Below are 26,009 nucleotides of genomic sequence, written 5' to 3'. Positions count from 1 at the left end.
CCAGCTTTGAAGATGCGATCGCCAATAGCGATGTGCCAATTTTAGTCGATTTTTATGCAACTTGGTGCGGCCCATGTCAGATGATGTCTAAGATTTTAGAGCGAGTTAATATCGAACTAAACGGACAAATCAGAGTGATGAAAATCGATACGGATCGATATCCCCAAATCGCTTCTAGCCATCAGATTCAGGCATTACCAACGTTGGTATTATTTAAAGGTGGGCAATCTGTCGATCGAATTGAAGGTGTATTACAAGCCGAGCAATTAATCGATCGGATCGGTCAATTTTTGTAGATATAGTTATGTTTAATAGTCATTGTTTCGCTCATTTTTAGCCTCAATTTCCGTGGCTTTTTGACGATCTGTTTTTGCGCCAGATCGATCGCCAATTTGTTCGCGGATTTTGGCTCTCTCGATATAGGCTAATGTTGCAAATTTGGGTTCGCTAGCGATCGCCAAATCTAAATCTGTTAGAGCTAGCTTGCATTTTCCTGTTTATGCATAAAATAATATATAAGGATAAGGGTTGCAATAATAAAGCTCTTCAATACATCATAATAAAAATATTGTATACACTAAAAGACTCGATCGCGATTCTAATTATTGGAGACATGGATTAAATTGTCCGGCAAAACTTCTAATTATAAATAGTAAATCGATAATATATTATCGACTCACTATCCACTATTCCCTATTCCCTACTTCTGACTCACTTGTCGATCGTTAATATACTTGTAAGTCAACTTAGACACTGCCTGAACGAAATCGCGCGCGCGTAAATCGTTAAAAGAACGTCTGACAAAAATTCCGGCTAAATAGAGTTTGCCATTGGGCATTTCAATAATCCCAGCATCACCGATTAATCGCCCCAAAGTACCAGTTTTATGAGCGATTGCCGCACCTTTACCCAACCCAGCAGGGAGTAATTTACGATTCTCAGTTTGGTTGAGAATATCTAACACTTTACTACGGCTGGTTTCAGTAATTAGTTGGCGTTTGGCAAGCAATGCCGACAACCTGACTAAATCTGCGGGACTAGTCGTATTCTTGCCTTTAAAATCTCCTAATAGACGGTTGATGACCGTTTTTCGCAACCCCCAGCTTTTAAACTTACGATTGAGAGCCTGTCGTCCGCCCAACTTGTCGATAATCATATTCGTGCCAGTATTATCGCTAATGGCAATCATCATCGTGGCTGTTTTGAGCACGCTCAATTTCGCACCAGGACTATTTTGGAGTTCGCCCGAACCACTGGTAATTAAGTCTCGTCTGACCGTTAGAGTATCGTTGAGGCGCACTTGACCAGCATCGACAGCTTGAAACAATGCCATCAAAATTGGTAACTTGATCGTACTCGCTGCTGGGAAACTTTTTTCACCATTAATATCCAAATAATTACCCGTCTCCACCTCCATGAAAAACATTCCAGGGGAAAGGTAATCATATTTCGCCGCTAAGGTGTTAATTTGCCGCTTGAGGGCGGTCATTTCCTGCCCGACGGGTACGACACCAGCAAAGACTACCGGACTGACTGGGACGGGCTGAATGCGCCCCGTGCTGACAGTAGCTACACCTCGATCGATCGATCGCAATTTAATCGACCACCGGGAAGGTAAATCGCTACGAATGATAATGTTTTGCGGGCTAACTCCATAACCGGGTGCTAGTTCGATCACCAAGCGCGTATTATTGCTGTCTGACTGGGCGATTCGCACTTCTCGCACCGCCGCGCCAAATTTTTTGCGGACGGTAGCCTCGGTCATTTTGGTACCAGGTAAATCGACAACTAGGCGGTAAGGGCCATCGAGTAAGGTAGCTTTGGGTTGCACTCCAGTATCGGTACCAAAGTTTAATTGATTGCGACTGGCATCAAATTCCCAACCAGTGAATTTGCTTGCTTGTGCTGGTGCGGCGAATACTAGACACGCGCTGCTAATCAGTCCGGTCAGGAGCCAACTTAATTTCATAAAATGAGGAGTGTGATGTAAAGGTAGAGCGATGGTTTGACAGCAATGCTTGAATGGTAACTTTGGTTTTTAAAAATCGGGATTCAAAGGCACCGCGACGCAGATCTAACTATCGAATATCGGTACCGTTTGAGTTTTCACTTCAGATGATGATTAACACTATTCGGTTCCCGCCGTCAATTCGACTGGCTGGCTCGTTACCTCAAGATTGTCGATCTTAAAAAGACCGATCGCATACTGGGACTAATATTCAAGGTCGTTGACTAAATTTCTGTATCGATCGATATAGTCAATCGATCGAGATTGTCGTTATATTAAGAAGTATTACGGGCTTTAGGACTAAAGCCCGATCTGTGTATCCAACTCCATGAGGTCAGAGCCAATGACTACAGGCTTACAAAACTTTCCAGCCACTAGCACCCCCGAAGAATTACTCGTTGCCAATTTTTTTAAAGTTTCGGCGGGTAACTGGTTATCAGAACGACGGTATTACACTCTCCCCGATGGAGCTACCCAAGAGGTAGTTAGTGAGATTGCGATCGAATTTTTAGCAGCAGGCTCTCTAGAATTACAAGAATTAGCACGGTTGCACGGTTTAGACGATCTGGCTCTGACCTGTGGCAGTAAAATTGAGTGGGATAGTAAAGACTCCGTGACGGGGAAAAAAGCTTCCAAAGGAAGTACGTTATTTGGAGCGTTAGGAAATATTCTATATCGCGATCGCGGTTTTGCCACTCCGAAACCAATTACCGCGATTTACCATTTTCCCCATCTCGATACGCTCTGTCTAAAAACCGAATATCAAGGTTCGGTATTTGAGGAGGAAGTTAAATTGGTGGGTGACAAGTACCGCACTCGCCAAACAATTATCTCGCGCGCTGGCGAACAAGTCACGATCGGTCAATATTTAGAGAAGCGAATTAGGGTCTAAATACTCGCTCGGTAACTTAATCTGCATTTAAATTTAGGGTAGGAGTAATTCATTAATTATCCCTACCCTAAATTTTGAGAATTTTGTTGGTAATTTAGTTACCGATCGCACTCCGAGCCGACGATCGTTTTACTCGTCTACATTAAAATAGTGTTCCACAGTTGGGAATGGATCGTAGAAATAATGCAACAAATTTTTCCACTGTTGATATTCTGGCGATTGTCGAAAGCCGACCGTGTGGTCTGCCAATGTTTGCCAGCGGACGAGTAAGATATATCGATGCGATCGCTCCAGACAATGTTGCAACTCATGAGAAATATATCCCGGCATCGAGGCAATAATTGGCGATGCAGTTTTGAAGGCGGCTTCAAATTCGGTAGTTAATCCCGATCGAATGTCCAGAATGGCTACTTCTAAAATCATTAACTATTAATTAATAGGGCGGTATCGATCGATCGTACGATCTCATCTCGATCTCGATCGATATCGATCTCAATTGCTTCATCAGTAGTAGGTTCTTCGAGGGTATCGAATTGACTTTTGAGTAATTCTACCTTCGCAAAATGTCCTTGGCGATCGATTAATCGTTGAGAAATTAATTCGTAGCTACCTTTGAGGTAAATAAATTTGACAGCAGGATTGCCACTGCTGAGGAGATCTCGATAACTGCGTTTGAGCGCGGAACAGGCAAGCGAGGTCGGTCGATCGGCTTGTAACCATTGCTGAATCTCGATATGGAGGATTTGCAGCCACGGGAGACGATCGGCATCGGTAAGGGGTTCGTCGCGCTCCATTTTGGCTTTACTAGCCGGAGAGTGAAAATCGTCAGCATCGAACCAGTGCCAATGATGTTTGGTAGCCAGGGTTTCGGCGTTGGCAAAGCCTACCGGAGGTAATCGTGGTTTTGCCACAACCAGAGACACCCATGACAATGAAGATCTCGATCGGTATTTGTTGTTGCGTCAATGTTTGAGCATCGAAAATTAAGGAATGTAATTTTTTCAGTGAAGAGTTAAGATCGGTGTCCAAATGAGGATTATGATGAGAAAAATTGTAAAGTTTCGTAAGAAAGAGCAGTTATAACATTATGTCTATTCCTTTATTAGAATACGCTCCAACCACCCAAAATTCCCGGATTAAGGGTTATGAAGTGCCTGGGGACGAACAACCCAGAGTGTTCTCCACTGACAACTTGCTCTCTTCCAGTCAGATCGATAATCTGATCGAAGCTGCTTATCGTCAAATTTTCTTCCATGCGTTTGCATCCGATCGCGAACGGTTTCTAGAATCCCAACTCCGCAGCGGTCAAATTACCGTGCGCGACTTCATTCGGGGCTTGTGTCTATCTAACACTTTCACCAATAGTTTCTACAACCTTAACAGCAACTATAAATTCGTCACGCATTGCGTTCAGAAGGTGCTAGGACGCGATGTCTACAACGATGCCGAGAAAATTGCTTGGTCGATCGTCGTCGCGACTAAAGGTCGTGCTGGCTTCATTAACGACCTGCTCAACAGTGATGAATATCTAGAAAACTTCGGCGATAATATCGTGCCCTTCCAACGTCGGCGGGTATTACCTTCTGGTGCGAGCGAATTACCCTTCAACATCCAATCTCCTCGCTACGATGAATACTATCGCGGCAAACTTGGATTCCCCAAAATTACTTGGTCGGTTACACCTCGTAGCTCTCGCCCTGTGGCTCAAGCAACCAAAGCTGGCGATCCTTCAATGTTTGCAGAAATGGCTCAAAGTCTCGGCTACCGTGGTAATCAGCCCCAGTCGATCTCGGCTCTAAATCTAGATTATCAAAATCTAGTCCCCCGCCGCTAGATTAACTAACGCAAGTTGCTAGCGATCGTTGTTGAGTGTGGGGGTGTGGGGAGTAAATTAAAGCGAAATCCTCGTGAATCATCCTACACCCAATCCTCTTTCCACGATCGAGTAACAGGAAGTAACTTGCATTAACCAGATCGATCGGGTAAGGGTAATTCATGAATTACCCTTACCCTATGTTCGATAGGTACGATCGTTCCGAACTCCGAACTCCCATCTCCCGATAAAGTTTCACGATATATTAAGATTCCTCACCAAGATAGTATGCGAGGATTTAAATAGAGCTAGCCCGATTATATTTATCATCTAGTTTTGCTAGAAGATCGTCTACTAGCTGGTAACGATTTTTCAAGAACATCAACAGAGGTAATATTGTGAGTAGCAAGCGGATCTTAGTAGTTGATAACGAACCCTCGATCCAAGAAGTAGCTCAAATTTGCCTGGAAACTGTAGCAGGCTGGGACGTAAGTATTGCTGGTTCTGGATTGGAAGGATTGGCAACCGCCGAGAGAGAGCAACCAGATGCGATTTTATTAGATGTGATGATGCCAGGTATGGATGGACTGGATACATTTAGTAAATTGCAAGCTAATCCAGCCACTCGATCGATCCCGGTAATTTTATTGACGGCAAAAGTGCAAACCACAGATCGGCAAAGTTATACCGAACTCGGCATTCGATCGACGATCGCCAAGCCATTTAGTCCGCTAGAATTAGCTCAACAAATTGCCACGACTTTAGGCTGGAAGCTCTAGGGATTGAGAGAACAACTGTACTTCATCCCAGTGGTTTCTACAGTGTTTACTAAAATAGGTGCCGATCGTGAAAATTTTAGTAGTTGAAGATGATGTATTAGTTGCCCAAGCCCTAAAAATGACGCTAGGCGATCGTAAATATACAGTGGAAATCGCTAATGATGGGCAAACTGGACTAGATTTTATCGAGGCATTCGATTACGATCTGCTGTTATTAGATGCGATCTTACCCAAACTCGATGGCTTGAGTTTGTGTAGGTACCTGCGCTCTCGCGGTTACATGATGCCGATTTTGTTGCTGACGAGTAAAGATAGCAAACACGATCGGGCGATCGGTTTGGATGCTGGAGCAGATGATTATGTCGTCAAGCCCTTCGATCCTGAAGAGCTATCGGCGAGGATTCGCGCCCTGTTGCGCCGAGGTAACGATCGAGTGCAACCCGTACTCATGTGGGAGCAGCTTACCCTCGATCCCCGTAACTATGAAGTCACCTACCAAGATCGACTGCTCAATCTTACGCCCAAAGAATACGCACTGCTCGAATTATTCCTCCGTTACAATCGGCGATTATTTAGCTGTGGCGCGATTTTACAACATTTATGGACGTATGAAGATGCACCCAGTGAAGAGGCGGTTCGCACCCATATTAAGGGACTCAGACACAAACTCAGAACGGCGGGCGCGCCAGTAGACTTCATTGAAACCGTGTATGGAATCGGTTATCGACTCAAAGGCGATGCCAGCTCTGATTGTACGCTAGAACGAGTCAGTAATCGTTGGCGAAGCCTCCCGAAACGAGAATCGATCGAATTAGAAGATGCTCATTCCGAGCGGCTCCATCAACGGTCGATCGTCACCTCCGATCCGACACGCAGCAGCCAGCAACCGCCAGCACTAGATTCGCTGCAATTTTTGACAGAAATCTGGAACCGACACCACGCACAAACAATCGAACGCGTAGAAACGATCGATCGGGTAATTATCGCAATTGCCGATGGTTCATTGACACCAGAAATTCGCACTCAGGCTGAAAACTCCGCGCATACCCTCGCAGGTACCTTGGGTACATTTGGATTGATGCTCGGCTCTCAAGTCGCCAAGCAGATCGAATTATTACTTAAAGCAAATCCAGCACTGACACCAACACAAGTCATCGAACTGCAAAATGGCATCGTCCAATTACGGCAAGAAATTGCCAGTAAAAGCCCCAACCCCGATCTAGTTCAGATCCAGGCACCACAGCCGCCAGTACCGTGGCTGCTGGCGATCGCTAGTACACCAGATTTAGCCGCCTCATTAAGATCTGCAAGATCCGCCGCTAGTAATTTTGAGATCGTTACGACGACCGAACTCACTCCCAACCAGTTAGATCGATCTCCCAGCGCAATTATTCTCGATTTAGACTGTTTTCCCTGCATTGCTGATGGCTTGAGTGCCCTATCGGAACTAGAGCGAGATTATCCGCAGCTTCCCGTTTTAGTCTTGAGTCAAACCGATCTGCAAGCAAATTTTACGCCACGGGAGTTGACTTCCTCCCGAAACAAACGCAGCTTGGTGACGATCTCGTCGATCGACAGCACCGATAGTCTCTGGACTAGTACCGCAACACCTCCAAATCGTGCGGCTAGAGGTACCCAGCAGCTTCACCAGCGCATTGAAGTCGCACGGCGGGGGGTTAGACTGTTTTTATCCAAACCGATACCCGCTCGGCAAATCTTGGCGGCTGTCGATCGCGTCCTAGCGCAAGTTCGTGCCACTCAAGCAAAAGTGACAATCGTCGATGACGATCCTTTGCTGCTCGAAGGCGTGAGGGCATTATTATCGGTGCGGGGGATGACAGTAACCACACTCTCCGAACCTCGCCGCTTTTGGGAGACGCTAGCAGCTTCAAATCCCGACTTACTAATTCTCGATTTAGATATGCCTACTTACGATGGCATCGAACTCTGTCGCGCCGTCCGTACCGATCCGCAGTGGGCAACCCTACCGATTTTATTCCTCACCGCGCATACGGCGGCGATCGCTAGCGATCGGGTATTTGCTGCTGGTGCGGATGATTTTGTGACCAAACCCGCCAGCGATTCCACCTTAGTCACCCGCATCGTCAATCGACTCGAACGCATTGGGTTTTATCGACAGAATTAGTTGGAAGTTGGGAGCCAGGAATGTAAGGAATGAATATTCGGGATGTCTTAAATAGCTGTTATGATAGCTTTGACCGTACTCTTTAACAACATCAAGGCTAGAGAATAATATGGTGCAAGCACCTGTAGCTCCGGTGGTGCTAGTAATTCTAGACGGCTGGGGATATCGTCCCGATGTCAAGTGCAATGCGATCGCGCAAGCCAAAACACCCAACATGGATAGCCTGTGGGCTGTTTATCCACACACGCTCATCGATACTTCTGGACGTGCCGTCGGATTGCCAGAAGGTCAAATGGGTAATTCAGAAGTCGGACATCTCAATATTGGCGCGGGGCGAGTCGTGCCCCAAGAATTAGTCAGAATTTCTGATGCTGTCAAAGACGGTAGTATTTTAGACAATCCGGCACTGGTAAAGGTGTGCGAAGATGTCAAAGCACGTCAGAGCAAATTACACATCCTCGGACTTTGCTCCGATGGTGGAGTCCATTCGCATTTAGACCATTTAATCGGCTTACTCAAGCTAGCCCAACAGCAGCAGATTAGGGAAGTTTGCCTGCACGTCATTACCGATGGACGCGATACCGATCCGCGCGATGGGTTGCTAGCTGTTGAAAAAATTGAAGCGGCGATCTCCGAAATTGGGGTCGGTAAAATTGTGACCATTAGCGGTCGTTATTATGCACTCGATCGCGATAATCGCTGGGATCGAGTTAAATTAGCTTACGATAATATGACCGATCCGGTCGTTGGCACGGGGGAATCTGCCGCCACCGTTCTCGCCGACAGCTATGCCGCAGATAAAACGGATGAGTTTATCCTCCCCACCAGAATCGCGCCAGGAGCGATCGAAGCTGGTGATGGGGTCATTTTCTTTAACTTCCGTCCCGATCGGGCTAGACAGCTTGCTAGTGCCCTTGTCAGTCCTCAATTTACGGGCTTCGATCGCAATTTAATTCCCGATCTCACTTTGGCGACATTTACACAGTACGATGCGACGCTATCCGTACTAGTTGCCTTCGAGCCGCAACAACTCCAAAACCTGTTGGGCGAAGTTATCTCCGCACGCGGTTTACAGCAGTTCCGGGTGGCCGAAACCGAAAAATACGCTCACGTCACCTATTTTTTCAATGGTGGGCGCGAAGAACCTCTCCCTGGCGAGGATCGGGAATTAATTCCCAGTCCGCAGGTGAGTACTTACGATCGCGCCCCAGCCATGTCGGCATCGATAGTTACCGACACGGTGTTAGCCGCACTCGCCAAACAGCAATACGCACTGATTATTGTCAATTATGCTAACCCAGATATGGTCGGGCATACGGGTAAAATGGCACCAACGATTCAGGCGATCGAAACTGTCGATAATTGTCTGGGTAAGTTATTAGAAGGCGTGAGTAAAGTCGGTGGGACAACCCTAATTACCGCCGATCATGGTAATGCTGAATATATGTGCGACGAACGGGGCAACCCGTGGACGGCACACACTACCAGCCAAGTACCATTGATTTTAATTGAAGGCGAAGGTCGCAAACTATCCGGACACGGTACCGATGTCACGCTCCGGGACGATGGCAAATTAGCCGATTTAGCCCCGACAATTTTAGAGATTCTCCAGATTCCGCAACCTGTCGAAATGACTGGTAAATCGATAATTGTACCGACGCTAGTTGAATTTCAACCTACTCGATCTCCCATGCGCGTAGGGGTGTAAGATCGCGGGCGGGGGAGGATGGATAAATTCCCCCTTCGTCCATCCTCCATCACTTCTACCCGTTGGCGTAGCCTCTGTGCAAGAGAATCGCCGCCATCCCGATTTGAGAAGAATCGGGATACAATAGATCGATGACTAATTAAGATTTAAGTTTGTTGAATGAATACTGTTAATATTATTGAAATTATTTGGTGTGTATCGGCATTTGGCTTAACAGCTATGGTGCTACTCCACAGCCCCAAAGGTGATGGACTCGGGGGGATTGGCGGTCAAGCTCAGTTATTTAGTAGTACCAAAAGTGCCGAAAGCAGCCTCAATCGGGTTACGTGGGGTCTGTTTTTAGTATTCATCACACTCACAATTATTCTCAGTGCTGGTTGGCTCACAACTGCGCCCGTCCCAGTAGCCGCTCCACCAGTAGTAGTTCCTTAACAAACTCGCAATTTATCTCAATCTCGAATCCAGTAGGGGCGATCGATCGATTACCCCTATTTCGCACATATTTCCATGTTGGCATCAACCAGCCGCCCTAAGTGGAGCGAGAATTTCGCCGTAGAGGCTTTCGATGCGATCGATATTACCTTTAAGGGTATAAGTACTTAATACACGTTGGCGCGCCGATTTGCCTAGCGTTTCGCGCCATGCGGTATGTTCGCGCAGGAGGGGTAGAATCGTTCTCAGTTGCCCAGACACACCTTGAGTATTGATAACTACACCCGCGCCGCCAGCAATCACCGAAGCATCCGCGCCTGCATCGGTAGCTACACAGGCAATTCCACAAGACATTGCTTCCAATAAAGACAGCGAAAGACCTTCAACCAAAGAAGGGAGAATAAAGACATCCGCGCCGCGCAGAATCTCAATTCGGCGCGCATCATCTCTAATTGCCCCCAACCAGACCACACCATGTTCGCTAGTATAAAATGGCTCCAGATTGGGTCTATTCGGTCCATCGCCTACCAGTAAAAGCTTGCAACCATAGTTGCTCATATTGCAGTATTTCCAAGCCTTGAGCAGGGATTCGACATTCTTTTCTGTCGAAATCCGACCCTGATAGACATAAATTTGACGAGCGTTAAATTCGGCTTTGATATTGCTCGTACCTGGAGTATATTTCTGTTCGTCAACACCATTGGGAATAACGATAATTCGCTCTTTGGGTACGCCGAGTTTGACTAATAAATCTTGCTGTTCTTCACAAAAAATAATCGTTCGATCGTATCTGGCTAAAAAAGGCGCGTAGAGTTGATAGGCAAGTAATTGAGTCGTTGAAGTCACATTTCGCCGTTTCCCATCGTAAGGCGTGTGAAATGTGGAAATTAGCGGTAAATCTAGCTCTTGACAAATTTCTGGCAGCAAAAAGTCTAATGGTGACAAACTCAAAGAAGCATGGACGATATCTGGTTTCCTCCGGCGTAGCGATCGTTCGAGTACCCGTTTTGCCCTAATCGTGGGGATCGTAAATACTTGAGATTTGTATAAAAAGGGTAGTGGTACTTCATCGCCATCAGCTTTAGTGTCAGCAAAATGCATGAAACTGACCTTGTGCCCGCGATTAGTTAGAGCCGTGGTAATTTCTCGACTATAGGTAACATTGCCACAAAAAGGCGTTTTTTTTCCCAGCCACGCGATATGCATTTTTCGTTAAATCGATTCAGTACTCAGTAAACTCGGATATTTAAAAATCAAACATTTAGTAATTATTAAATATACCAGTAAAATCTACCAGACCGATAGAGGCAATATGACAGAGGGCGAGCTGTCATAAGCGGGGAGCGGGGCGTTGGGAGCGGGGAGCGGGGAGAGGGGAGTTGGGAGCTTATTTAAACATCGGGTTTGTGGGGTAGCTCTAGAGGAATACTGCCTAAGATGCCTTTGCGAAAATCATTGAGAATTAGATGAGATGTGCGTTCTAAGTCGCCGCGATACTTTTCATTGGCGAGGTGGTGGAGATATTCTTCACCGCTGAGAGTCATGGGAATCGAACCGTACCTGTCGTTCAAACCTTCGACGTAGCCTAATTCTTGACATAATTCAATGAATGCTGCTGCCATACTCTGTCGATCGTAGCCAGCTTCTCCAATATCATCGCAGATCGCCAGCTTCACCGCTGCTGCTTGGTCGTTTAATCGTCCGGGAATGATTCCGGGTGCATCTAATAACTCTAATTGGTCGGAAATTCGCACCCATCTTAGTGCTTTAGTCACGCCAGCCCGTCTGGCACTTTCGACTACGCGCTTATTGAGCAACCGATTGATTAAGGCTGATTTCCCCACATTGGGAAACCCAATCACCACCGCCCGCACTGGACGCGGTAACATCCCCCGTTCTTTACGTTTTTCATTGATGGCTACCCCTACCGATTGGGCAGCTTTAGAGATAGCAATGACACCCGTACCCTGTTGAGCATTGGCAAAAAACGGCTGCTCGCCCTGCGAGACAAACCATTCCGTCCACAACTCTCGCACTGTCGGCGGAATCATATCGACCCGATTTAAAATTAGTAATTTGTGTTTGTTACCAATCCAGGTTGCGAGTAATGGGTGATAGGTAGCAAAGGGAATTCGTGCATCGCGTACCTCTAGCACCACATCAACTTTTTTTACCTGTTCTTGAAGTTGGCGTTCGGCTTTGGCAATATGTCCGGGATACCATTGAATCGCAGGCATTGGCATGATAAACAGTTCTTACATTATTCAGTTACCAGTTTAACCGCTCGGATCGAACTTAATATGAGTGGATAGTGAATAGTGGATAGTGAATTTGGACGCTTGCGTCCTTTTGCCTTGCCACTCGTCGCACACTCCCCATACTTAAAAACTATAACTAGCAACTCACGTTAATACTGCCTAAGTTAGAGCCGAGCGAAATTTTGTAAATATTTTATCAGTTTGACTATAAAGCGATCGACCTTATCTAATACTAGAGGGTTGAGGTATCAGGCAATTTTATCCAGGGTAGCACCCGATCGAATCTGAATTTATAAATCTAATTAAAATAATTTTATTAACATGACACAACAAACAGTTGTAATTACTGGAGCCTCTTCGGGTGTAGGCTTGTATGCTGCCAAAGCGATGGCAAAGCGGGGCTGGCATGTCGTAATGGCATGTCGAGATTTGGCTAAAACCGAGACAGCCGCACAATCTGTCGGCATGTCGCTCGATAGTTATAGTATCGTCCATATCGATTTGGGTTCTTTAGAAAGTGTTCGCAAGTTTGTGGCAGATTTTAGAGCTACAGGTAAATCTTTAGATGCATTAGTCTGCAATGCAGCGGTATACTTACCCCTGCTCAAACAGCCGCTGCGATCTCCAGAAGGTTACGAAATCAGTGTTGCGACCAATCATTTCGGTCATTTCCTGCTGTCTAATTTGCTCCTAGACGACTTAAAAGCGTCATCGGCACCAGATAAACGTTTAATTATTTTAGGCACCGTTACAGCTAATTCTAAGGAGTTAGGCGGTAAGATTCCGATTCCCGCACCTGCGGATTTAGGCGATTTGCAAGGATTGGCGGCAGGATTTAAAGATCCCATCTCGATGATTGATGGCAAGCCATTTAAGGCGGGGAAGGCGTACAAGGATAGTAAGCTATGCAATATGATGACGAGTCGGGAGTTACACCGTCGCTATCACGAGCCGACAGGAATCGTCTTTAATACCCTCTATCCCGGTTGTGTCGCCGATACGCCGCTATTTCGCAATAGTTATCCGCTATTTCAAAAGATCTTCCCATGGTTCCAAAAGAATATTACAGGGGGTTATGTGAGTCAGGAGCTAGCAGGGGAAAGGGTGGCGCAAGTAGTTGTCGATCCTGAGTTTGGGCAGTCTGGAGTGCATTGGAGTTGGGGCAATCGCCAAAAAGCAGGGCGCGAGGGCTTCGTACAAGAGTTATCGGATAAAGCTAGCGATGACAAAGCCGTCAGAATGTGGGATTTAAGCGAGAAATTAGTCGGATTGAGTTAAACTAGTTTTGCATTTTCGATCGAACAATATGCACGATCTCATCAACCAATTAATTACCGCTGCATTAGCCGCCGTCGATCCATTTACAGCCATTCAAAATCACTTGCGGCTGGATGGTGAAAATTTAGTTATTGGCGAGCGCGTTATTAATTTAACCGTTGGCGTAGCCTCTCGGAACGAGAATCGCGATCTTCGTTGCATTGCCGTCGGTAAAGCTGCCGTACCGATGGCTCGATCGATACATTCACTGCTCGGTAGTCGAATTTTGCAAGGATTAGTCGTTACTAAATCCGACCATTTACAGGATGTTAAATTTCCTGAAAGTTGGGAAACTTTAGAGTCAGCACATCCAGTTCCTGACGATCTCAGTTTACACGCTGGCGATCGCGTGTGGGAATTGCTCGCCGATTGTACCGATCGAACTTTAGTGCTAGCTTGTATCTCTGGTGGTGCTTCTGCCTTAGTAGTCGCACCGCATAATTGGAATGCTTTAAATCGACTTTTAACCAGTCCGCCGACTGCCGAAATTAGTGAGGAAACTCAACAATTAATTCAGTCGGTTTTATTGAGTAGTTCGATTGATTTTAGCACTGTTAATCCAGAACAAAACATCTCGCTGCCAGCATTACAAGCGATCGGCACCGCATTATTAGGGAGTGGATTATCGATCGAGAAAATTAATGCCGTGAGGTCGCAGATCGATCGATTAAAAGGTGGTGGCTTAGTCGATCGAGTGGGCGCAGGTAAAGTCATCGGGCTGATTTTATCGGATGTTATCGGCGATCCGATTGGCTCGATCGCCTCTGGTTTAACCGATCGTCCTCATGCTGAGAATATTCTAGTCGGCAATAATCTTCAAGCTTGCGAAGCTGTAGCAACATTAGCTCGATTGATGGGATATAATCCCCAAATTGTAACTACCGAATGGGATGGAGAAGCGCGAGATAGAGGCGAAGAAATTGCCAGAGCAATTATTACCCAACCTGCTAAAACTATTTTAATATATGGTGGCGAAACTACAGTTAATTTACCAAAAAATTGTACTGGTATCGGCGGACGGAATACCGAACTAGCCTTGGCAGCCGCCATCGAACTGGCAATTAACAAAATTCCAGCTTGGATAACTACACTCGCAACCGATGGTACCGATGGTCCGACGGATGCAGCAGGCGCGACCGTAAATGAAACGACGATCGATCGCGCTTTAGCATTAGGATTAGATGCTCGATTGGCACTCGATCGACATGATAGTTATCCATTTTTTAAACAATTAAAAGATCTCCATATTATTGGAGCGACAGGGACTAATGTGGCCGATATTACGATCTCAATTCGTCCGTAAACAGCTCCATTAGATTCAGTTATGTCAGTTCAAAGTTAGCTTGGTGGAATGGATTTAGCTTATGGATGGTGGTAATTAATTTACTCAATAAAAAAAGTCTGAAAGACAGTGGCATCAAAGGTTAGCAGTATTCATCATCACAAATGACATATGGAGGGATAGAACAAAAAGTCCCCACTTATTAACTAAGTGAGGACTTTTAATTCAGTCTTTAAATTGAGAGCGAGAGATTAGTTGAAGTTAACTAAATTTCTGGCTGGTAATCCGACGTTACTAGTATTGACTGGCAATAAACTAGCGACTTGAGGTGCAGAAGTTAGGGGTTGAGATCCGAGAATCAAACCACCGAGACTATTACGACGATCGACTACCATCCAGGGCTGTTTCGCGTTAGGTGCTAAAGTTGTGGTGTAATCACGCTGGTTGCTAGCAATGATGGTGGAGAATTTCTTCTGAACCCGTTTGGTTGCTACTACATCTCGAACGGGATTAAACTGCTTGGCAGTCAACATCGTTTCGCCAGGAATGCTAAATTTAGGTACGTTAGTGTACGCTTGAGCGGTAGCCAACTGTAGGCTGGCTGCATTAACCGAGGGTAATGCAGGGGTGCTGGGAGACACTAGCTGTCTGAGAGCTACTAATGAATTAACTTTGTTGACTTTTGTTTTAGCTGTCGATGCCGAAGCTATCACTGGCTGACTGTTGAGGTTATTACCTAACAACTGTTGGAGTCCCGAAGGAATGTTAGCAATCGGATCGAGAGACTTGTAGGGAGCTGCGGCTGGATTTGCTTTAGCTTGGGGTAAGATCGTTTTAGGTACTACAGCCTGAGGCTTGGTAGTCGGAATACTGGCAATCGGGCTGAGATCGACGACTGGAGGAGTTTTCGTCACTACAGGAGTCCGATCTAGCTTCTGCATCAATTCTGGACGGACGACGGGATACGGATCGATCGCAGTTTTAGCTGCCATCATTGCCGATAATGGTGTCGGTGCGCCGATTTCGGTAGTAGCAGCGATTGGCTGAGGAACGGTTTTTCCAGTAGGTACAATTTTACTAGCTACACGGGCATTACTGTTGCCAATATACAATCCTGGCACTGGGATTGGAGCTTGGGGATTGATGGCTTGGGAGAGTGCCGCAGCAACAGAGTTTTTAGCATACTGCGGCTTAGCCTGTTTGGTGGCTTTTGCTGCTATCTTAGAAGACTTCATCGATGGCGAGATAAAGCTAGCTACAGCATTACTACCGACCTGAGGCGTTTTGAGATTGGCAGTAGTAGCTGGCAGACCAGGGGAGGTTATCGAGTTCATCGCAAGCCTGCGGACTGCCATATCTGGAGTTAGAGCAATTGTGCTCGATAACTCACGATCGATTCTAGTCCCATTCAACTTCATGGCACTCCACTGGGAGACCTGAGTTGGTGTTTTAGCAGTTGTTGGATTCCGAACTGCTGCTGGTTTGGATGCTGCGTAGGTACACAAGGGGTTAGATAGCACTAATGCTGTTCCCAGGACACCAAGACTAGGTTGCAACCAGGTAAGCCAAATTTTTAACATCTTGAATTAGCTCTATGTAATGGAAATTTTTAGTTACTTTTACTTACTTGGTAACTGTCTTCTCCAAATGGATTTTGGCTAATCCCGATTTGAGGAGATTTCGGCTACTTGCAAGCAAAGGCTAGAGTGAAACCGTACCTGCTTTGCTCAGTCAATCGGCATAGAAAACAACGGTATTGTTAGAAAAATTTTACCTTACTACCCGCCTGAATTTGATTGATTGTAATGATGATTTTTGAGGATAACCTTCACTCTTTCTCAGTCCAAATGCAATTAAGAGAAGTTGGCAATGTTGCGCTCTAACAACGCTATTGTATCATGTTTTTTTTACACCCCCATCAGTATTTATGCTGGTATCCGCCAGATACAAAGCTCGCCTACGCGATTGCCTGTGGCTAAGTACGGGTGCTGGGGATACCAACTGATGCTAGTAAATTCACTGAGGTTCGACCGATTCTCGTTCCGAGAGGCTACGCCAACGATAATCTGCTCGATTTCGCCATTTTCCGCCCAGAGACAAGCATATCCATCAGCTCCGCCCGATACCAATTTGGGTGTATTTGGATGGGCGATGAGGGTAGAGATAATACCTTGATGTCCTTCTAATAATCGACCGTTCCAAGTGGTGGCATCCACACTTAACTGCCATAGCACGATCGTCATGCCACTGGCTACCGCCAGACAGTGGTTATTTGTGCCTACCAGCCACGCAAGCTGCCGAATTTTGCCAGAGCAACCAGTCAGCGTCCAGGACTCATCAGGCTGCTGACGATCGCAAATTGTCAGGGTGCGATCGAGATTACCCGCCGCTAGATAGCGACTGTCTCCAGACCAGGCAATATTGATACTCGCGGTATTGACATTGATGCTCGATGGTGGTAATTTTGGCTGCTGAAGCGTCCAAATCCGTATACCTTTATACCCAGCTACTGCTAGCTCTCCGCCGTGAGGATGCCATGCTAGGTCGAAAACAGAGGATCGATCGAAGTTCCAGGTATTAATTGCTGTTTTGGCTAGCGGTGTCCAGATCTGGATCTGTTTGCCAGATCCAATTGCCAGTAATGACTGGTGGGGATGCCAACTCAAATGCTCGATCCAGGTGCCGATGTCGATCGTCTGGACTAGTTGGGGCGGTATCTGGGTGTCTTCACAGTTCCAAATGAATAATTTGCCAGCTTGTCCGCCCGCTGCCAGCCATCGACCGTCGGCACTAAAACTAGCCCGCTCGATCGATAACCCATCTGCTGGCTTTAAGGTGACTAATTCTGCTAACCCAGCATTCCAGAGAACTTCGCCTGCTGCGGAGCTTGCAACCCAACTACCACCTGTGGGCACATAGTTTAAATCTGTTACCAGATCGCTCGATCGACCACTCCATACTAGCTCTAATTCCGATTCTAGATTTTCGGTCAAGAGGTTAGATAAAAATAAATGTAAACAAATTACCAGTAGTAGTATCTAATCTGAGAATTTCAAGTTAGGATTACCAATACTGGTATTTTTAAGATATGGCTCAAGTCAGACTTGAACTGACGACCAAGGGCTTATGAGTCCCCTACTCTACCGACTGAGCTATTGAGCCTTGCGTTTTAACGCTTTCCATCATAACATATAAAAACCGAATTTAGCCACCACGATCGATAAATATTTTAGGTAGTGGCTAGATGGCAAGTACAAAGTCCAACTTGCCGCAACGGTAGATGCGAACGAATCGCCCGAAACCAGCGATCTGCCGAATCCAACCTGCCGACTTAGCTATTAGCAGGTAAATGCGCGATCGGATTGACCGCATTGCCGCCACTGGGGCGAATCTCAAAGTGTAAATGCGAACCAGTACTGCGTCCGGTACTACCCATCCGGGCGACGAGCTGACCCTGACGGACGGTTTGACCGACAGAAACCGATAACTGACTGTTGTGACCGTAGCGGGTGGTCGTACCATCAGCATGTCTGATTTCAACTAAATTACCATACCCACCCGATTTCCAACCAGCAGTAGTGACGATGCCATCCGCAGCAGCATTAATCGGCGTGCCAATCGGCCCTGCGATATCGATCCCTTTGTGAATGCGACCCCAGCGACGACCGAATTTGGACGTGAGGGTACCTGCGGCGGGCCAAGTAAAGCCGATGCTGGTTTCGCCAGTTCTGCCCGGTTCGCGCTCTTCTGAGCCGCCAGGTTCTCCTTCAGCACCATGACCAGGGTCGCCATAAGGTGAAGCGGTAGCAACGGCTTTAAAAGTTTTGGTTTTGGGTGGAGCGACATCGATGGGGACGGAAGCTTCGCCGTTAAATTGCAGGCTATTGCTGATGGGAGGATTGGTAGCTGGTAACTGGTACCCACGAGGCGAAGAAACTGCTTGAGCGACGAGCGTTGAAGCTGGTTGAGAATATTGTGCCTGCATCTGCGAAACATCGCGGCGATACTGGTCGGTATATCCAGCTTGGTTTGTAGGTACTTGCGATCTGGTTGCCGATTCTTCGGCGGCGGCGACTGTGTTGGGGTAATTGGCGGGGATGCTGGTTATCCCCATGAGTAATGCTAATCCAAGCATTACGGCTGAGGTGCGGCTCCGATGATTACCAAACGCAGAGGCAATTTTATTTGATACTGAGGATCGATCGAGAGTTGGTGTGGATCGGTTCGGTAGTACTTCTAGATCGACATTCGGGGCAAGAATTAATTGAGCTTTCTGTGTAGTTTCTGATTTCAAAAAAAATGACCTCCTAATTTTGACTACAACGGCAGCCAGTATAGATAAATTGAAGCTGAATATAATGTTAGTTTCTCACTGACTTTGGACTCCGATCGTGGCAGCTAGTGTTTATCGATACCACAGTGGTTTACGTGCTAGCCAAATCTGATGAAATGGATATATTCAGGTTATGTCCATTGGATCGATTGATTATCGTCGATCGCTCTGTGTGATGGAGATTGACAATCTCTAGAGTAACTTTAAGTTATGACGAAACAATTTGCAAGTTTTTTCTTGAATTCGATTCTAAGGGTAGCCTGCTCTAGCAGGATTGGTAATTTGGTATCTCAATTAATTTGCAAATATGAGCTTCCGTTGAGGTGGAAGCGATAATTCAATCAATTAATTCATTCTCTCAAGCCGTTGATATACATGACTTTAATCAACTAACGCCTAAATTGGCAACCGTGTATTTGCGGAAAGATATTTTGCTAATTAACATGCTTGGATTGCAAAACACAATTTTTTTTAACGATTAGTGATTTCGATCGCAATTATCCACAGAATTTTTAATGTGTTGAATAAGCAATCGATAATTTAATCTCGATCGATTCACGAATTCATTGATATAAATTTCTTATCTAAAATTAGCAGGTCTCGATCGGCAATTTGCAAGTTAACAATTCAAACAACCGATCGACATGTAAAAATCAGGCTGAAATCTCAGCCTGGACGGGAATCCGTACTTATCGGTTCTTGCTAATACGCACCCAATTGGCGGCGAGCTTCAAATAGCCCCACCGCCGCACTCACAGACAGATTCAGGCTTCTGACACCAGGCTCGCTCATGGGGATATAAACAGTCGCGTCGCAATGTTCGAGCATTTGTGCTGGTAGTCCATTGGTTTCGCTCCCAAACAGCAACCAGTCATCAGCTTGAAATTTAAAGTCAAAATGGCTGTCCGTACCCCGAGCGCTAAACCCCACACATCTTCCAGGCTGTTGGAGCTGGAATTCAATAAAAGCCTCAACCGACGGATGAATTTTGAGGCTAACATAAGGCCAGTAGTCTAATCCAGCACGTTTGAGATAGCGATCGGTAATTTCAAAGCCTAATGGCTCGATCAGGTGTAATTGGGTACCAGTAGCCGCACAAGTGCGAGCGATATTGCCAGTATTTGGGGGAATTTGCGGATGGACTAAAACTAACTGAAGCATAAATTCAAAATCGGCGATCGGGAAATTGGGCGGGTAGTCAATTTGGCGGATGAAAGGTAGCTTAAAGCACTACTGATTCAGTGTTAGGGGGATTGCAGCTCTCAATTGCAATCTTTCGTAATATATAGATTTTCTTTATATTTGCCAGGTGGGGCGATCGATTGGAATTTTAAATACATTTGTTAAGTTGCCGGATTATGTGTTTGAGCGCGGGGAGCGGGGGACTGGGGGACTAGGGGACTGGGAATCGATCTATTCTATTCTTCCTCCCACACCTCCCACACTCCCCGCTCCCCGCTCACATCTAGGCTACAGATTGACAGATGTAGCGATCTAGTTCGACTTCTTGGCGCTCGACTTGGGCGATGGCTTGGATGAGTACAGATCGAGCATCGCCAGACTGCTCGAAATTGCGCAACCATTGTTGAGCGGTATTACCTTCGCGGAGAATTTTTTTGACGGGGGAGAGGAAGCAGCTAAAGCCGCGTTGTTTGGCAAATGGATGTACTTCTGCGTAGAGTTCCTCGATCCAGTCGTGGGCGGTAATCGATCGACCGTCTTGCCAATGTTGTAAAGTGGCATCGAGACTAGATTTAGCAACAGCCATTTCGTTAGCATCGGCGAGTTCGACTAAATCTGAGGCAGATAAACTACTCATCACTAACGGATCGAGATTGGGATCGGCAATGAGCTGCCACAATCTCGCTTCAATTAGGCTGGTAACGGCTAGTAAGGCGATCGGATCGATAATCAGGTCGCAAATCCTCAACTCCAACCGATTGAGGTTGTAGGGGCGGCGATCGCCATTAGGGCGCACGGAAGACCACAGGTGACGCACATTTTGCATGGTCTTTTGGGCTAATTGCTCGTTTACCCATTCAATGTGGTGGGCGTGACTGGCAAATAACGGTACGTGTTGGGGTGTTTTGGGGAACAGTCCCCAGCGGGTGGAGTGATAGCCCGTCGGCGCGCCATTGAGAAATGGCGAAGCCGCGCTCAATGCCAAGTACAAGGGAGCTTCAACTCTTACCAGCCGACAGGCGCGCATCAGTAATTCTGGATCGCTAATGCCAATATTGATATGGACGCTAGCCGTGACGACATTGGTACCATAAGTCTGCTCGATATAGGTATGATAGGGATTCTGAGGATCGGAGCGATAAAAAGTATCCGTACCGCCGAGAGATAATGTGCTACCCGGAATCAGGGTATAGTTGCCAATCTCCTGAAGATACGCCCGTAACTGACGACGTGGCAAAACTAAAGCACATAGCAGTCGATCGTACGAAGTAAACGGTGCGGTAGTATATTCAACATTCCGACTATCCGGCTCGATAATAAACCCATCCAAATCCGCCACAATCCGATCGGATAAACCGACAATCTCTCCTTGGGGTGTGCCCGTGTAGACTTCAATTTCAAATCCTTTGGAAAGTAGCATAAAGAGTAAGGAGTAAGGAGTAAGGAGTAATCGGAGAGCAAGCGGTACAGAACCAACTGTCGATCGTAGATTATCTAGACAAAACCGTTACGATTGTCGATGCAGTACTAATATTCAGTATAAACCCCCAAACCATCGCCCCAACGTCCGATCTTGTCTTCTAACTTCTAACTTCTTACTTCTTACTCTCTTCCCTAATGTCCAGCGATCGCCGATAATTGGGGACTAAGGTAAAAATCACAAAGCAAGCAGCACGACATAAAATAATGGGAGCGATCTGGGAAATAGATTTTTACTCACGCCCGCTAGTGGACGATCGGCAAAAAAAAGTCTGGGAATTGTTAGTGTGTGAAAGCCCATCAACGACGCAACAGTCGCCCGATAGTTTATTTCGCTACGCACAGTATTGTCCGAGCGATCGCGTTAACTCGGTGTGGCTGGGCGAAACTTTACAAGCAGCCATGCTCGCAGCCGGAAAGTCGCCCCAGCGGATTCGCTTCTTTCGGCGACAGATGAATAATATGATTACCAAAGCTTGTAAGGATATTGGCATTCCCGCCGCAGCTAGCCGCAGATCGATCGCTCTCCAGCAATGGTTGGACGATCGAATGGAGCATTTTTACCCTAATCAGCCCAACTATCAAGCAACAACGACAACCTCGGTGCAGATGTTCTCCGATCCGCCCCAACCGCTACCAGCAGCTCTGATCGGCGATAAGTGGACATTTGCTAGTTTAACCGCCGAGCAGTTTGCAGATATGAGCGATTGGCAAATTGGATTTGGCGAAGCTTTCCCGCTCGAAATGCTAGGAGTGACACCAGCAATGCAAATTCCTGGTTCGATCGTCTACTCTGCTCGCGCGGTACCAATTGCGGCTTGGATGTCAGGGTTAGAAATAGTTTCGGTTCGGTATCAACCAGCACCAAAATCCAGATTATTATTAGAAACAGGAGCCACCGAAAGCTGGATTCTCGCCAGCCTTGATGGTGCGACACAACAAGAAGCCGCCCGATTTGAACTGAGCAAACAACAAGCCAATGGAGTCCACTTTATTGCCGTTCAATCTTCCCCCGATAGCGAAGAATTTGCCGGATTTTGGCTCCTATACGAACCAGTTGAGAGTTAATAGCTCCATGTTGCGAATAGGGGATAGGCTTTAGGCTTTAGGGGAAAAGGGTAAAGGGTAAAGGGTTTTAGGAGAACTGCGTTCTTTAGTTTTTCTCCTCCCACTACGGTGGTACAGCCACACCCCCCACACTCCCCACACTCCCCACACCCCCCACACTCCCCGTCCCCCAGTCCCCCCAATCCCCCAATGGATATCGCCGAACAACTTTTAGATCTAGCTACCAAAGCGGGTGCGGAAGCAGCAGAAGTTTATCAAGCCAAATCCTTAGCCCGTCCGGTATTCTTTGAAGCCAATCGACTCAAGCAGTTAGAAACAGCCCAAAGCGAAGGCATTGCCCTCCGGTTGTGGAAAGATGGTAAGCCAGGACTGGCTGTGGCTTATGGTGCCGTCGAGCCACAAATTTTGGTTGCCAAAAGTCTCGAATTATCGCAACTAAATGAGATCGAAACGCCAGAATTAAATGGAGCCAATCGCAATATCTATCCCGATTTAGGTCATACCATCCCGATGGAAGAATTGGTCGAAATGGGTAAAATGGCGATCGATTTAGTGCGATCGGAATTTCCCGATGCCATCTGTAGCAGCCAATGGGATTGCGATATCGAAACCACCCGACTGGTAAATACACTGGGATTAAATTGCAGCTACACCGACACCACATTGAGCGGCTATCTGGGCGTAGAGTGGATTCGGGGCGATGATTTTTTAAGCGTCGGCGATGGACAAACCCAACGGGGCGATCTCGATCCGCAGAAAATCGCCCAGAGCGTGCTCAAACGCCTCCAGTGGGCGCGCACCAATGTCAACCCACCCATCGGTAGAGTTCCCGTTCTATTTACCGCCAAAGCCGCCGATATGTTATGGGAAACCGTCCAAGCCGCACTCAATGGTAAACAGGTCATTGAAGGAGCTTCCCCGTGGAGCGACAAATTGAGCAAAAAAGTGGTTTCTCCCCTACTGACGCTGATGCAAGAACCCGATCGCGGCCCATTTAGCTGCCCCTTCGACGACGAAGGATCGCCGACTCGATCGCTGACATTCATTCAAGAAGGTAAGCTCAAATTATTTTATGCCGATCGAACGATCGGCCGAAAGCTCGGTTCTGGCTCCACTGGCAATGGCTTTCGATCGGGTTTGGGCAGTTATCCCACCCCCGATCTGGTCAATTTTACGGTTTCACCTGGCAAGCTGAGTTTTCCCGAACTAGTCGCGCAGCTCGATTCTGGTATCATTATCGATCAAATTCTCGGCAGTGGAGCTGGCATGTCTGGCGATTTTTCGATTAATGTCGATCTGGGTTATCGCGTCAAAAAAGGTAAAATCGTCGGTCGGATCAAGGATACGATGGTCAGTGGCAATGTCTATAATGCCCTCAAACAAATCGTCGCCATCGGCGCAGATATCGACTGGAATGGCCCCTGTCATACGCCATCGCTAATTGTGGATGGGTTGTCGGTGACGGGGAGAGGCTAGATGGGAGATCGGACTGCTAAAATAGTCCAACGCTCCAAAATAGTAATTAGGGTTTGTAGCCTAATTTTTTGAGGGCTGTTGCCGCACGGGATTGAATCATGCCATCCGAATCTTTGAGGAATGGAATTAGATGGGGTATTGCCGATTTAGCTGACTCTCCGATCGATCCTAGTGCCTCTATTGCCCGCCATCGCACATCTTTATCTTTGAGCAGTAGAATCAGATCGGGGACGATCGGTGCTGCTGACTCTCCCATCAAGCCGAGTACAGAGATTGCAGTCGATCGCACGGTTTTGTCCTCGTCCTTGAGCAATGGAATCAGATTGGGTACGGCGGATGCCCCTAACTCTCCCGCCATTGCGATTATGCCTAGCGCAGATATGGCACTAGATCGCACTTGTAAATTCTTGTCTTTGAGCAGTAGCATCAGATCTGGGATGGCTGCTTTAGTCGATACTCCCCTGTAACTCATATACGTTAGTAATCCCGCTACCCGCGATCGCACTTCGGCATCTTTATCTTTGAGTAACAAGATCATACTAGGTATTGCAGCTTTCCCCATGCTTTCCAGTGCCGCTGCTGCTCCATCTCGCACATCTTTATCCTCATCCCGATCTTGGATTAGTGGAATTAGATCGGGTATGGCTGCCTTCCCTGACTCTCCCATTCTTCCTATTGCGGATAAGGCACCGAGCCGCAGATCTTTATCCCGATCTTTAAGGAATGGAATGAGATTGGGCAGAGCTGCTGCGCCGATACTACCTAGCGCGGAGGCGGCACTCGATCGCAAATCCTTATCCTTATCCTTATTTTTGAGCAATGCGATCAGATTGGGTATGGCTACTCTGCCTGAATCTCCCATAGATCCTAATGCGTAGACTGCATTAGAGCGCACGTTTGCATTATTATCGTCGAGCAGTAAAATCAGTTTGGGTATAGCCGCCTTGCCAGGTGCTCCCATAATTCTGATTGCTCTGGCAGCACTCGATCGCACATTTGGATTCTGATTATCGAGCAGTGGCAGCAATTTTGGGATGGCGACTGCTCCCATCCTTCCTAGTGCGTATGCTACCCGATCTCGCACGTTTTTATCTTTATCTGCGAACAGTGGCATGAGATTGGGTATCGCTGCCGATCCGATCTCTCCCAGTGCTGCGGCGGCACTCGATGGCACGCTGAAATCTTTATCTTTGAATAGTGGCATCAGTTGTGGTATGGCTGATGCCGCTACTTTTCCCATCTTGCCTAGTGCTTCGGCGGCACTCGATCTCACGTTTGCATTATTATCTTTGAGGAGTAGAATTAGTTTTGGTATGGCTACTTTTCCCATCTTCCCCAGTGCATCTACCGCATTCGATCGCGTGCTATAGTCTTCATTCCTCAACTCTCGGATGAGTCGATCGATTTCTGTATCCCTATTCGGTTGATTTTGGGCAATTGCGGGCAAGATTGGTAAAGCGATCGATTCTATGGCGATCGTTGAAGTAACGAGTAGAATCGATAGCAGTTTGATAAATTTAGAAAAGGCGATATCAGACATAAATTTATTACTTAATCTTGGAGTAATGGAATCAGATCGGGCACAGCTACCTTGGCTGATGTGCCCATTTTTCCTAGTGCAAATGCGGCGTTCGATCGCACACCCCAATCCCGATCGTTGAGTAATGCAATGAGATTGGAAATCGCTACCTTAGCTGACTCTCCCATCATTCCTAGTGCTTGTGCTGCATTCGCTCGTGCGCTACTATTTTCACTCCCCAATTCTCGGATGTGTCCATCGATTTCTTTATCTCTATTCATTTGACTTTGGGCGAGTGCAGGTGGAAGTGTAAAGGC

General features: G+C 46.8%; 23 protein-coding genes, 1 tRNA gene and 1 pseudogene. 11 read left to right on the top strand and 14 right to left on the bottom strand.

Annotated features, from left to right (window positions below):
- On the top strand, nt 1-296 hold a 296-nt coding region (gene trxA, locus RMO79_RS15155), incomplete at its 5' end, for a thioredoxin (protein ID WP_310484011.1).
- 12 nt (nt 297-308) lie between these two features.
- Here trxA and RMO79_RS15150 read toward each other — a convergent pair.
- Nucleotides 309-461, bottom strand: a complete 153-nt coding sequence (locus RMO79_RS15150) for a hypothetical protein (protein WP_310484010.1) — start codon at nt 459-461, stop codon at nt 309-311.
- A gap of 239 nt (nt 462-700) precedes the next feature.
- Complete coding sequence (locus RMO79_RS15145; protein ID WP_310484009.1) at nt 701-1,969, bottom strand: serine hydrolase; 1,269 nt, start codon at nt 1,967-1,969, stop codon at nt 701-703.
- A gap of 382 nt (nt 1,970-2,351) precedes the next feature.
- On the opposite strand from RMO79_RS15145, the gene RMO79_RS15140 reads away from it, so the two are divergent.
- On the top strand, nt 2,352-2,900 hold the full coding sequence (locus RMO79_RS15140; RefSeq protein WP_310484008.1) for a phycobiliprotein lyase: 549 nt from the start codon (nt 2,352-2,354) through the stop codon (nt 2,898-2,900).
- 129 nt (nt 2,901-3,029) lie between these two features.
- Here the strand turns inward: RMO79_RS15140 and RMO79_RS15135 are convergent, their stop codons facing one another.
- On the bottom strand, nt 3,030-3,323 hold the full coding sequence (locus tag RMO79_RS15135; protein WP_310484007.1) for an antibiotic biosynthesis monooxygenase: 294 nt from the start codon (nt 3,321-3,323) through the stop codon (nt 3,030-3,032).
- Nucleotides 3,323-3,811 carry a gluconokinase gene (locus RMO79_RS15130; RefSeq protein ID WP_310484006.1) on the bottom strand — a complete coding sequence of 163 codons (489 nt, stop codon included), beginning with the start codon at nt 3,809-3,811 and terminating at the stop codon, nt 3,323-3,325. Before RMO79_RS15130 ends, RMO79_RS15135 begins: the two co-directional genes overlap by 1 nt.
- A 176-nt stretch (nt 3,812-3,987) precedes the next feature.
- Here RMO79_RS15130 and RMO79_RS15125 point away from each other — a divergent pair, with 176 nt between their 5' ends.
- The 5 genes from RMO79_RS15125 to secG all read left to right on the top strand — a co-directional run bounded on the left by RMO79_RS15125 (nt 3,988) and on the right by secG (nt 9,778).
- A complete protein-coding gene (locus tag RMO79_RS15125; RefSeq protein WP_310484005.1) occupies nt 3,988-4,734 on the top strand; it encodes a phycobilisome rod-core linker polypeptide in 747 nt (248 codons plus the stop codon).
- Between the two features lie 377 nt (nt 4,735-5,111).
- On the top strand, nt 5,112-5,492 hold the full coding sequence (locus RMO79_RS15120; protein WP_310484004.1) for a response regulator: 381 nt from the start codon (nt 5,112-5,114) through the stop codon (nt 5,490-5,492).
- A 67-nt stretch (nt 5,493-5,559) separates the two neighbouring features.
- The gene (locus RMO79_RS15115) at nt 5,560-7,638 is read left to right on the top strand and encodes a response regulator (RefSeq protein ID WP_310484003.1); all 2,079 of its coding nucleotides are present in this window, start codon (nt 5,560-5,562) and stop codon (nt 7,636-7,638) included.
- Between the two features lie 109 nt (nt 7,639-7,747).
- Nucleotides 7,748-9,346 carry a 2,3-bisphosphoglycerate-independent phosphoglycerate mutase gene (gene gpmI, locus RMO79_RS15110; RefSeq protein WP_310484002.1) on the top strand — a complete coding sequence of 533 codons (1,599 nt, stop codon included), beginning with the start codon at nt 7,748-7,750 and terminating at the stop codon, nt 9,344-9,346.
- 159 nt (nt 9,347-9,505) lie between these two features.
- A complete protein-coding gene (gene secG, locus RMO79_RS15105; protein WP_310484001.1) occupies nt 9,506-9,778 on the top strand; it encodes a preprotein translocase subunit SecG in 273 nt (90 codons plus the stop codon).
- 84 nt (nt 9,779-9,862) lie between these two features.
- On the opposite strand, the gene RMO79_RS15100 is transcribed toward secG, so the two are convergent.
- A complete protein-coding gene (locus tag RMO79_RS15100) occupies nt 9,863-10,984 on the bottom strand; it encodes a glycosyltransferase family 4 protein (protein ID WP_310484000.1) in 1,122 nt (373 codons plus the stop codon).
- Nucleotides 10,985-11,169: 185 nt separating this feature from the next.
- Nucleotides 11,170-12,021, bottom strand: a complete 852-nt coding sequence (ylqF, locus tag RMO79_RS15095; protein ID WP_310483999.1) for a ribosome biogenesis GTPase YlqF — start codon at nt 12,019-12,021, stop codon at nt 11,170-11,172.
- Between the two features lie 336 nt (nt 12,022-12,357).
- Here ylqF and RMO79_RS15090 point away from each other — a divergent pair, with 336 nt between their 5' ends.
- Both RMO79_RS15090 and RMO79_RS15085 read left to right on the top strand, forming a co-directional pair.
- A complete protein-coding gene (locus tag RMO79_RS15090) occupies nt 12,358-13,314 on the top strand; it encodes a protochlorophyllide reductase (RefSeq protein ID WP_310483998.1) in 957 nt (318 codons plus the stop codon).
- A gap of 28 nt (nt 13,315-13,342) precedes the next feature.
- Nucleotides 13,343-14,656 (top strand): DUF4147 domain-containing protein, encoded by a 1,314-nt coding sequence (locus RMO79_RS15085; protein WP_310483997.1) that lies wholly within the window; start codon nt 13,343-13,345, stop codon nt 14,654-14,656.
- 230 nt (nt 14,657-14,886) lie between these two features.
- On the opposite strand, the gene RMO79_RS15080 is transcribed toward RMO79_RS15085, so the two are convergent.
- The 6 genes and pseudogenes from RMO79_RS15080 to gshA form a co-directional block, all read right to left on the bottom strand.
- Complete coding sequence (locus RMO79_RS15080) at nt 14,887-16,215, bottom strand: hypothetical protein (RefSeq protein WP_310483996.1); 1,329 nt, start codon at nt 16,213-16,215, stop codon at nt 14,887-14,889.
- Between the two features lie 345 nt (nt 16,216-16,560).
- Complete coding sequence (locus RMO79_RS15075) at nt 16,561-17,628, bottom strand: hypothetical protein (RefSeq protein WP_310483995.1); 1,068 nt, start codon at nt 17,626-17,628, stop codon at nt 16,561-16,563.
- 96 nt (nt 17,629-17,724) lie between these two features.
- Nucleotides 17,725-17,797, bottom strand: a tRNA-Met gene (locus tag RMO79_RS15070).
- Nucleotides 17,798-17,966: 169 nt separating this feature from the next.
- Nucleotides 17,967-18,344: pseudogene (locus tag RMO79_RS24605) on the bottom strand (M23 family metallopeptidase); the annotation flags it as partial.
- A gap of 1,326 nt (nt 18,345-19,670) precedes the next feature.
- Nucleotides 19,671-20,129, bottom strand: coding sequence for a tRNA (cytidine(34)-2'-O)-methyltransferase (locus RMO79_RS15060; RefSeq protein WP_310483993.1), 459 nt, complete (start codon nt 20,127-20,129; stop codon nt 19,671-19,673).
- Nucleotides 20,130-20,433: 304 nt separating this feature from the next.
- Complete coding sequence (gshA, locus tag RMO79_RS15055) at nt 20,434-21,570, bottom strand: glutamate--cysteine ligase (protein WP_310483992.1); 1,137 nt, start codon at nt 21,568-21,570, stop codon at nt 20,434-20,436.
- A 266-nt stretch (nt 21,571-21,836) separates the two neighbouring features.
- On the opposite strand from gshA, the gene RMO79_RS15050 reads away from it, so the two are divergent.
- The gene (locus tag RMO79_RS15050; protein WP_310483991.1) at nt 21,837-22,697 is read left to right on the top strand and encodes a Tab2/Atab2 family RNA-binding protein; all 861 of its coding nucleotides are present in this window, start codon (nt 21,837-21,839) and stop codon (nt 22,695-22,697) included.
- Between the two features lie 189 nt (nt 22,698-22,886).
- Nucleotides 22,887-24,173, top strand: a complete 1,287-nt coding sequence (locus tag RMO79_RS15045; RefSeq protein ID WP_310483990.1) for a TldD/PmbA family protein — start codon at nt 22,887-22,889, stop codon at nt 24,171-24,173.
- A gap of 46 nt (nt 24,174-24,219) precedes the next feature.
- On the opposite strand, the gene RMO79_RS15040 is transcribed toward RMO79_RS15045, so the two are convergent.
- Both RMO79_RS15040 and RMO79_RS15035 read right to left on the bottom strand, forming a co-directional pair.
- Nucleotides 24,220-25,713, bottom strand: coding sequence for a HEAT repeat domain-containing protein (locus RMO79_RS15040; RefSeq protein ID WP_310483989.1), 1,494 nt, complete (start codon nt 25,711-25,713; stop codon nt 24,220-24,222).
- Nucleotides 25,714-25,724: 11 nt separating this feature from the next.
- Nucleotides 25,725-26,009: HEAT repeat domain-containing protein (locus RMO79_RS15035; RefSeq protein ID WP_310483988.1), on the bottom strand; the 285-nt coding region annotated here is incomplete at its 5' end.

This window comes from Chamaesiphon sp. VAR_48_metabat_403, from assembly GCF_031422475.1.
GTDB lineage: Bacteria > Cyanobacteriota > Cyanobacteriia > Cyanobacteriales > Chamaesiphonaceae > Chamaesiphon.
Note: the sequence above shows the minus strand (reverse complement) of the source record. Positions and strands in the feature narration are given on the sequence as shown.

Bases quoted from the DNA above. Each gene is read 5' to 3' on its own strand.
- RMO79_RS15145 (WP_310484009.1), bottom strand. From the start codon at position 1,969: ATGAAATTAAGTTGGCTCCTGACCGGACTGATTAGCAGCGCGTGTCTA.
- RMO79_RS15140 (WP_310484008.1), top strand. From the start codon at position 2,352: ATGACTACAGGCTTACAAAACTTTCCAGCCACTAGCACCCCCGAAGAA.
- RMO79_RS15135 (WP_310484007.1), bottom strand. From the start codon at position 3,323: ATGATTTTAGAAGTAGCCATTCTGGACATTCGATCGGGATTAACTACC.
- RMO79_RS15125 (WP_310484005.1), top strand. From the start codon at position 3,988: ATGTCTATTCCTTTATTAGAATACGCTCCAACCACCCAAAATTCCCGG.
- gpmI (WP_310484002.1), top strand. From the start codon at position 7,748: ATGGTGCAAGCACCTGTAGCTCCGGTGGTGCTAGTAATTCTAGACGGC.
- secG (WP_310484001.1), top strand. From the start codon at position 9,506: ATGAATACTGTTAATATTATTGAAATTATTTGGTGTGTATCGGCATTT.
- RMO79_RS15100 (WP_310484000.1), bottom strand. From the start codon at position 10,984: ATGCATATCGCGTGGCTGGGAAAAAAAACGCCTTTTTGTGGCAATGTT.
- ylqF (WP_310483999.1), bottom strand. From the start codon at position 12,021: ATGCCAATGCCTGCGATTCAATGGTATCCCGGACATATTGCCAAAGCC.
- RMO79_RS15090 (WP_310483998.1), top strand. From the start codon at position 12,358: ATGACACAACAAACAGTTGTAATTACTGGAGCCTCTTCGGGTGTAGGC.
- RMO79_RS15085 (WP_310483997.1), top strand. From the start codon at position 13,343: ATGCACGATCTCATCAACCAATTAATTACCGCTGCATTAGCCGCCGTC.
- RMO79_RS15080 (WP_310483996.1), bottom strand. From the start codon at position 16,215: ATGTTAAAAATTTGGCTTACCTGGTTGCAACCTAGTCTTGGTGTCCTG.
- RMO79_RS15060 (WP_310483993.1), bottom strand. From the start codon at position 20,129: ATGCTTCAGTTAGTTTTAGTCCATCCGCAAATTCCCCCAAATACTGGC.
- gshA (WP_310483992.1), bottom strand. From the start codon at position 21,570: ATGCTACTTTCCAAAGGATTTGAAATTGAAGTCTACACGGGCACACCC.
- RMO79_RS15050 (WP_310483991.1), top strand. From the start codon at position 21,837: ATGGGAGCGATCTGGGAAATAGATTTTTACTCACGCCCGCTAGTGGAC.
- RMO79_RS15045 (WP_310483990.1), top strand. From the start codon at position 22,887: ATGGATATCGCCGAACAACTTTTAGATCTAGCTACCAAAGCGGGTGCG.
- RMO79_RS15040 (WP_310483989.1), bottom strand. From the start codon at position 25,713: ATGTCTGATATCGCCTTTTCTAAATTTATCAAACTGCTATCGATTCTA.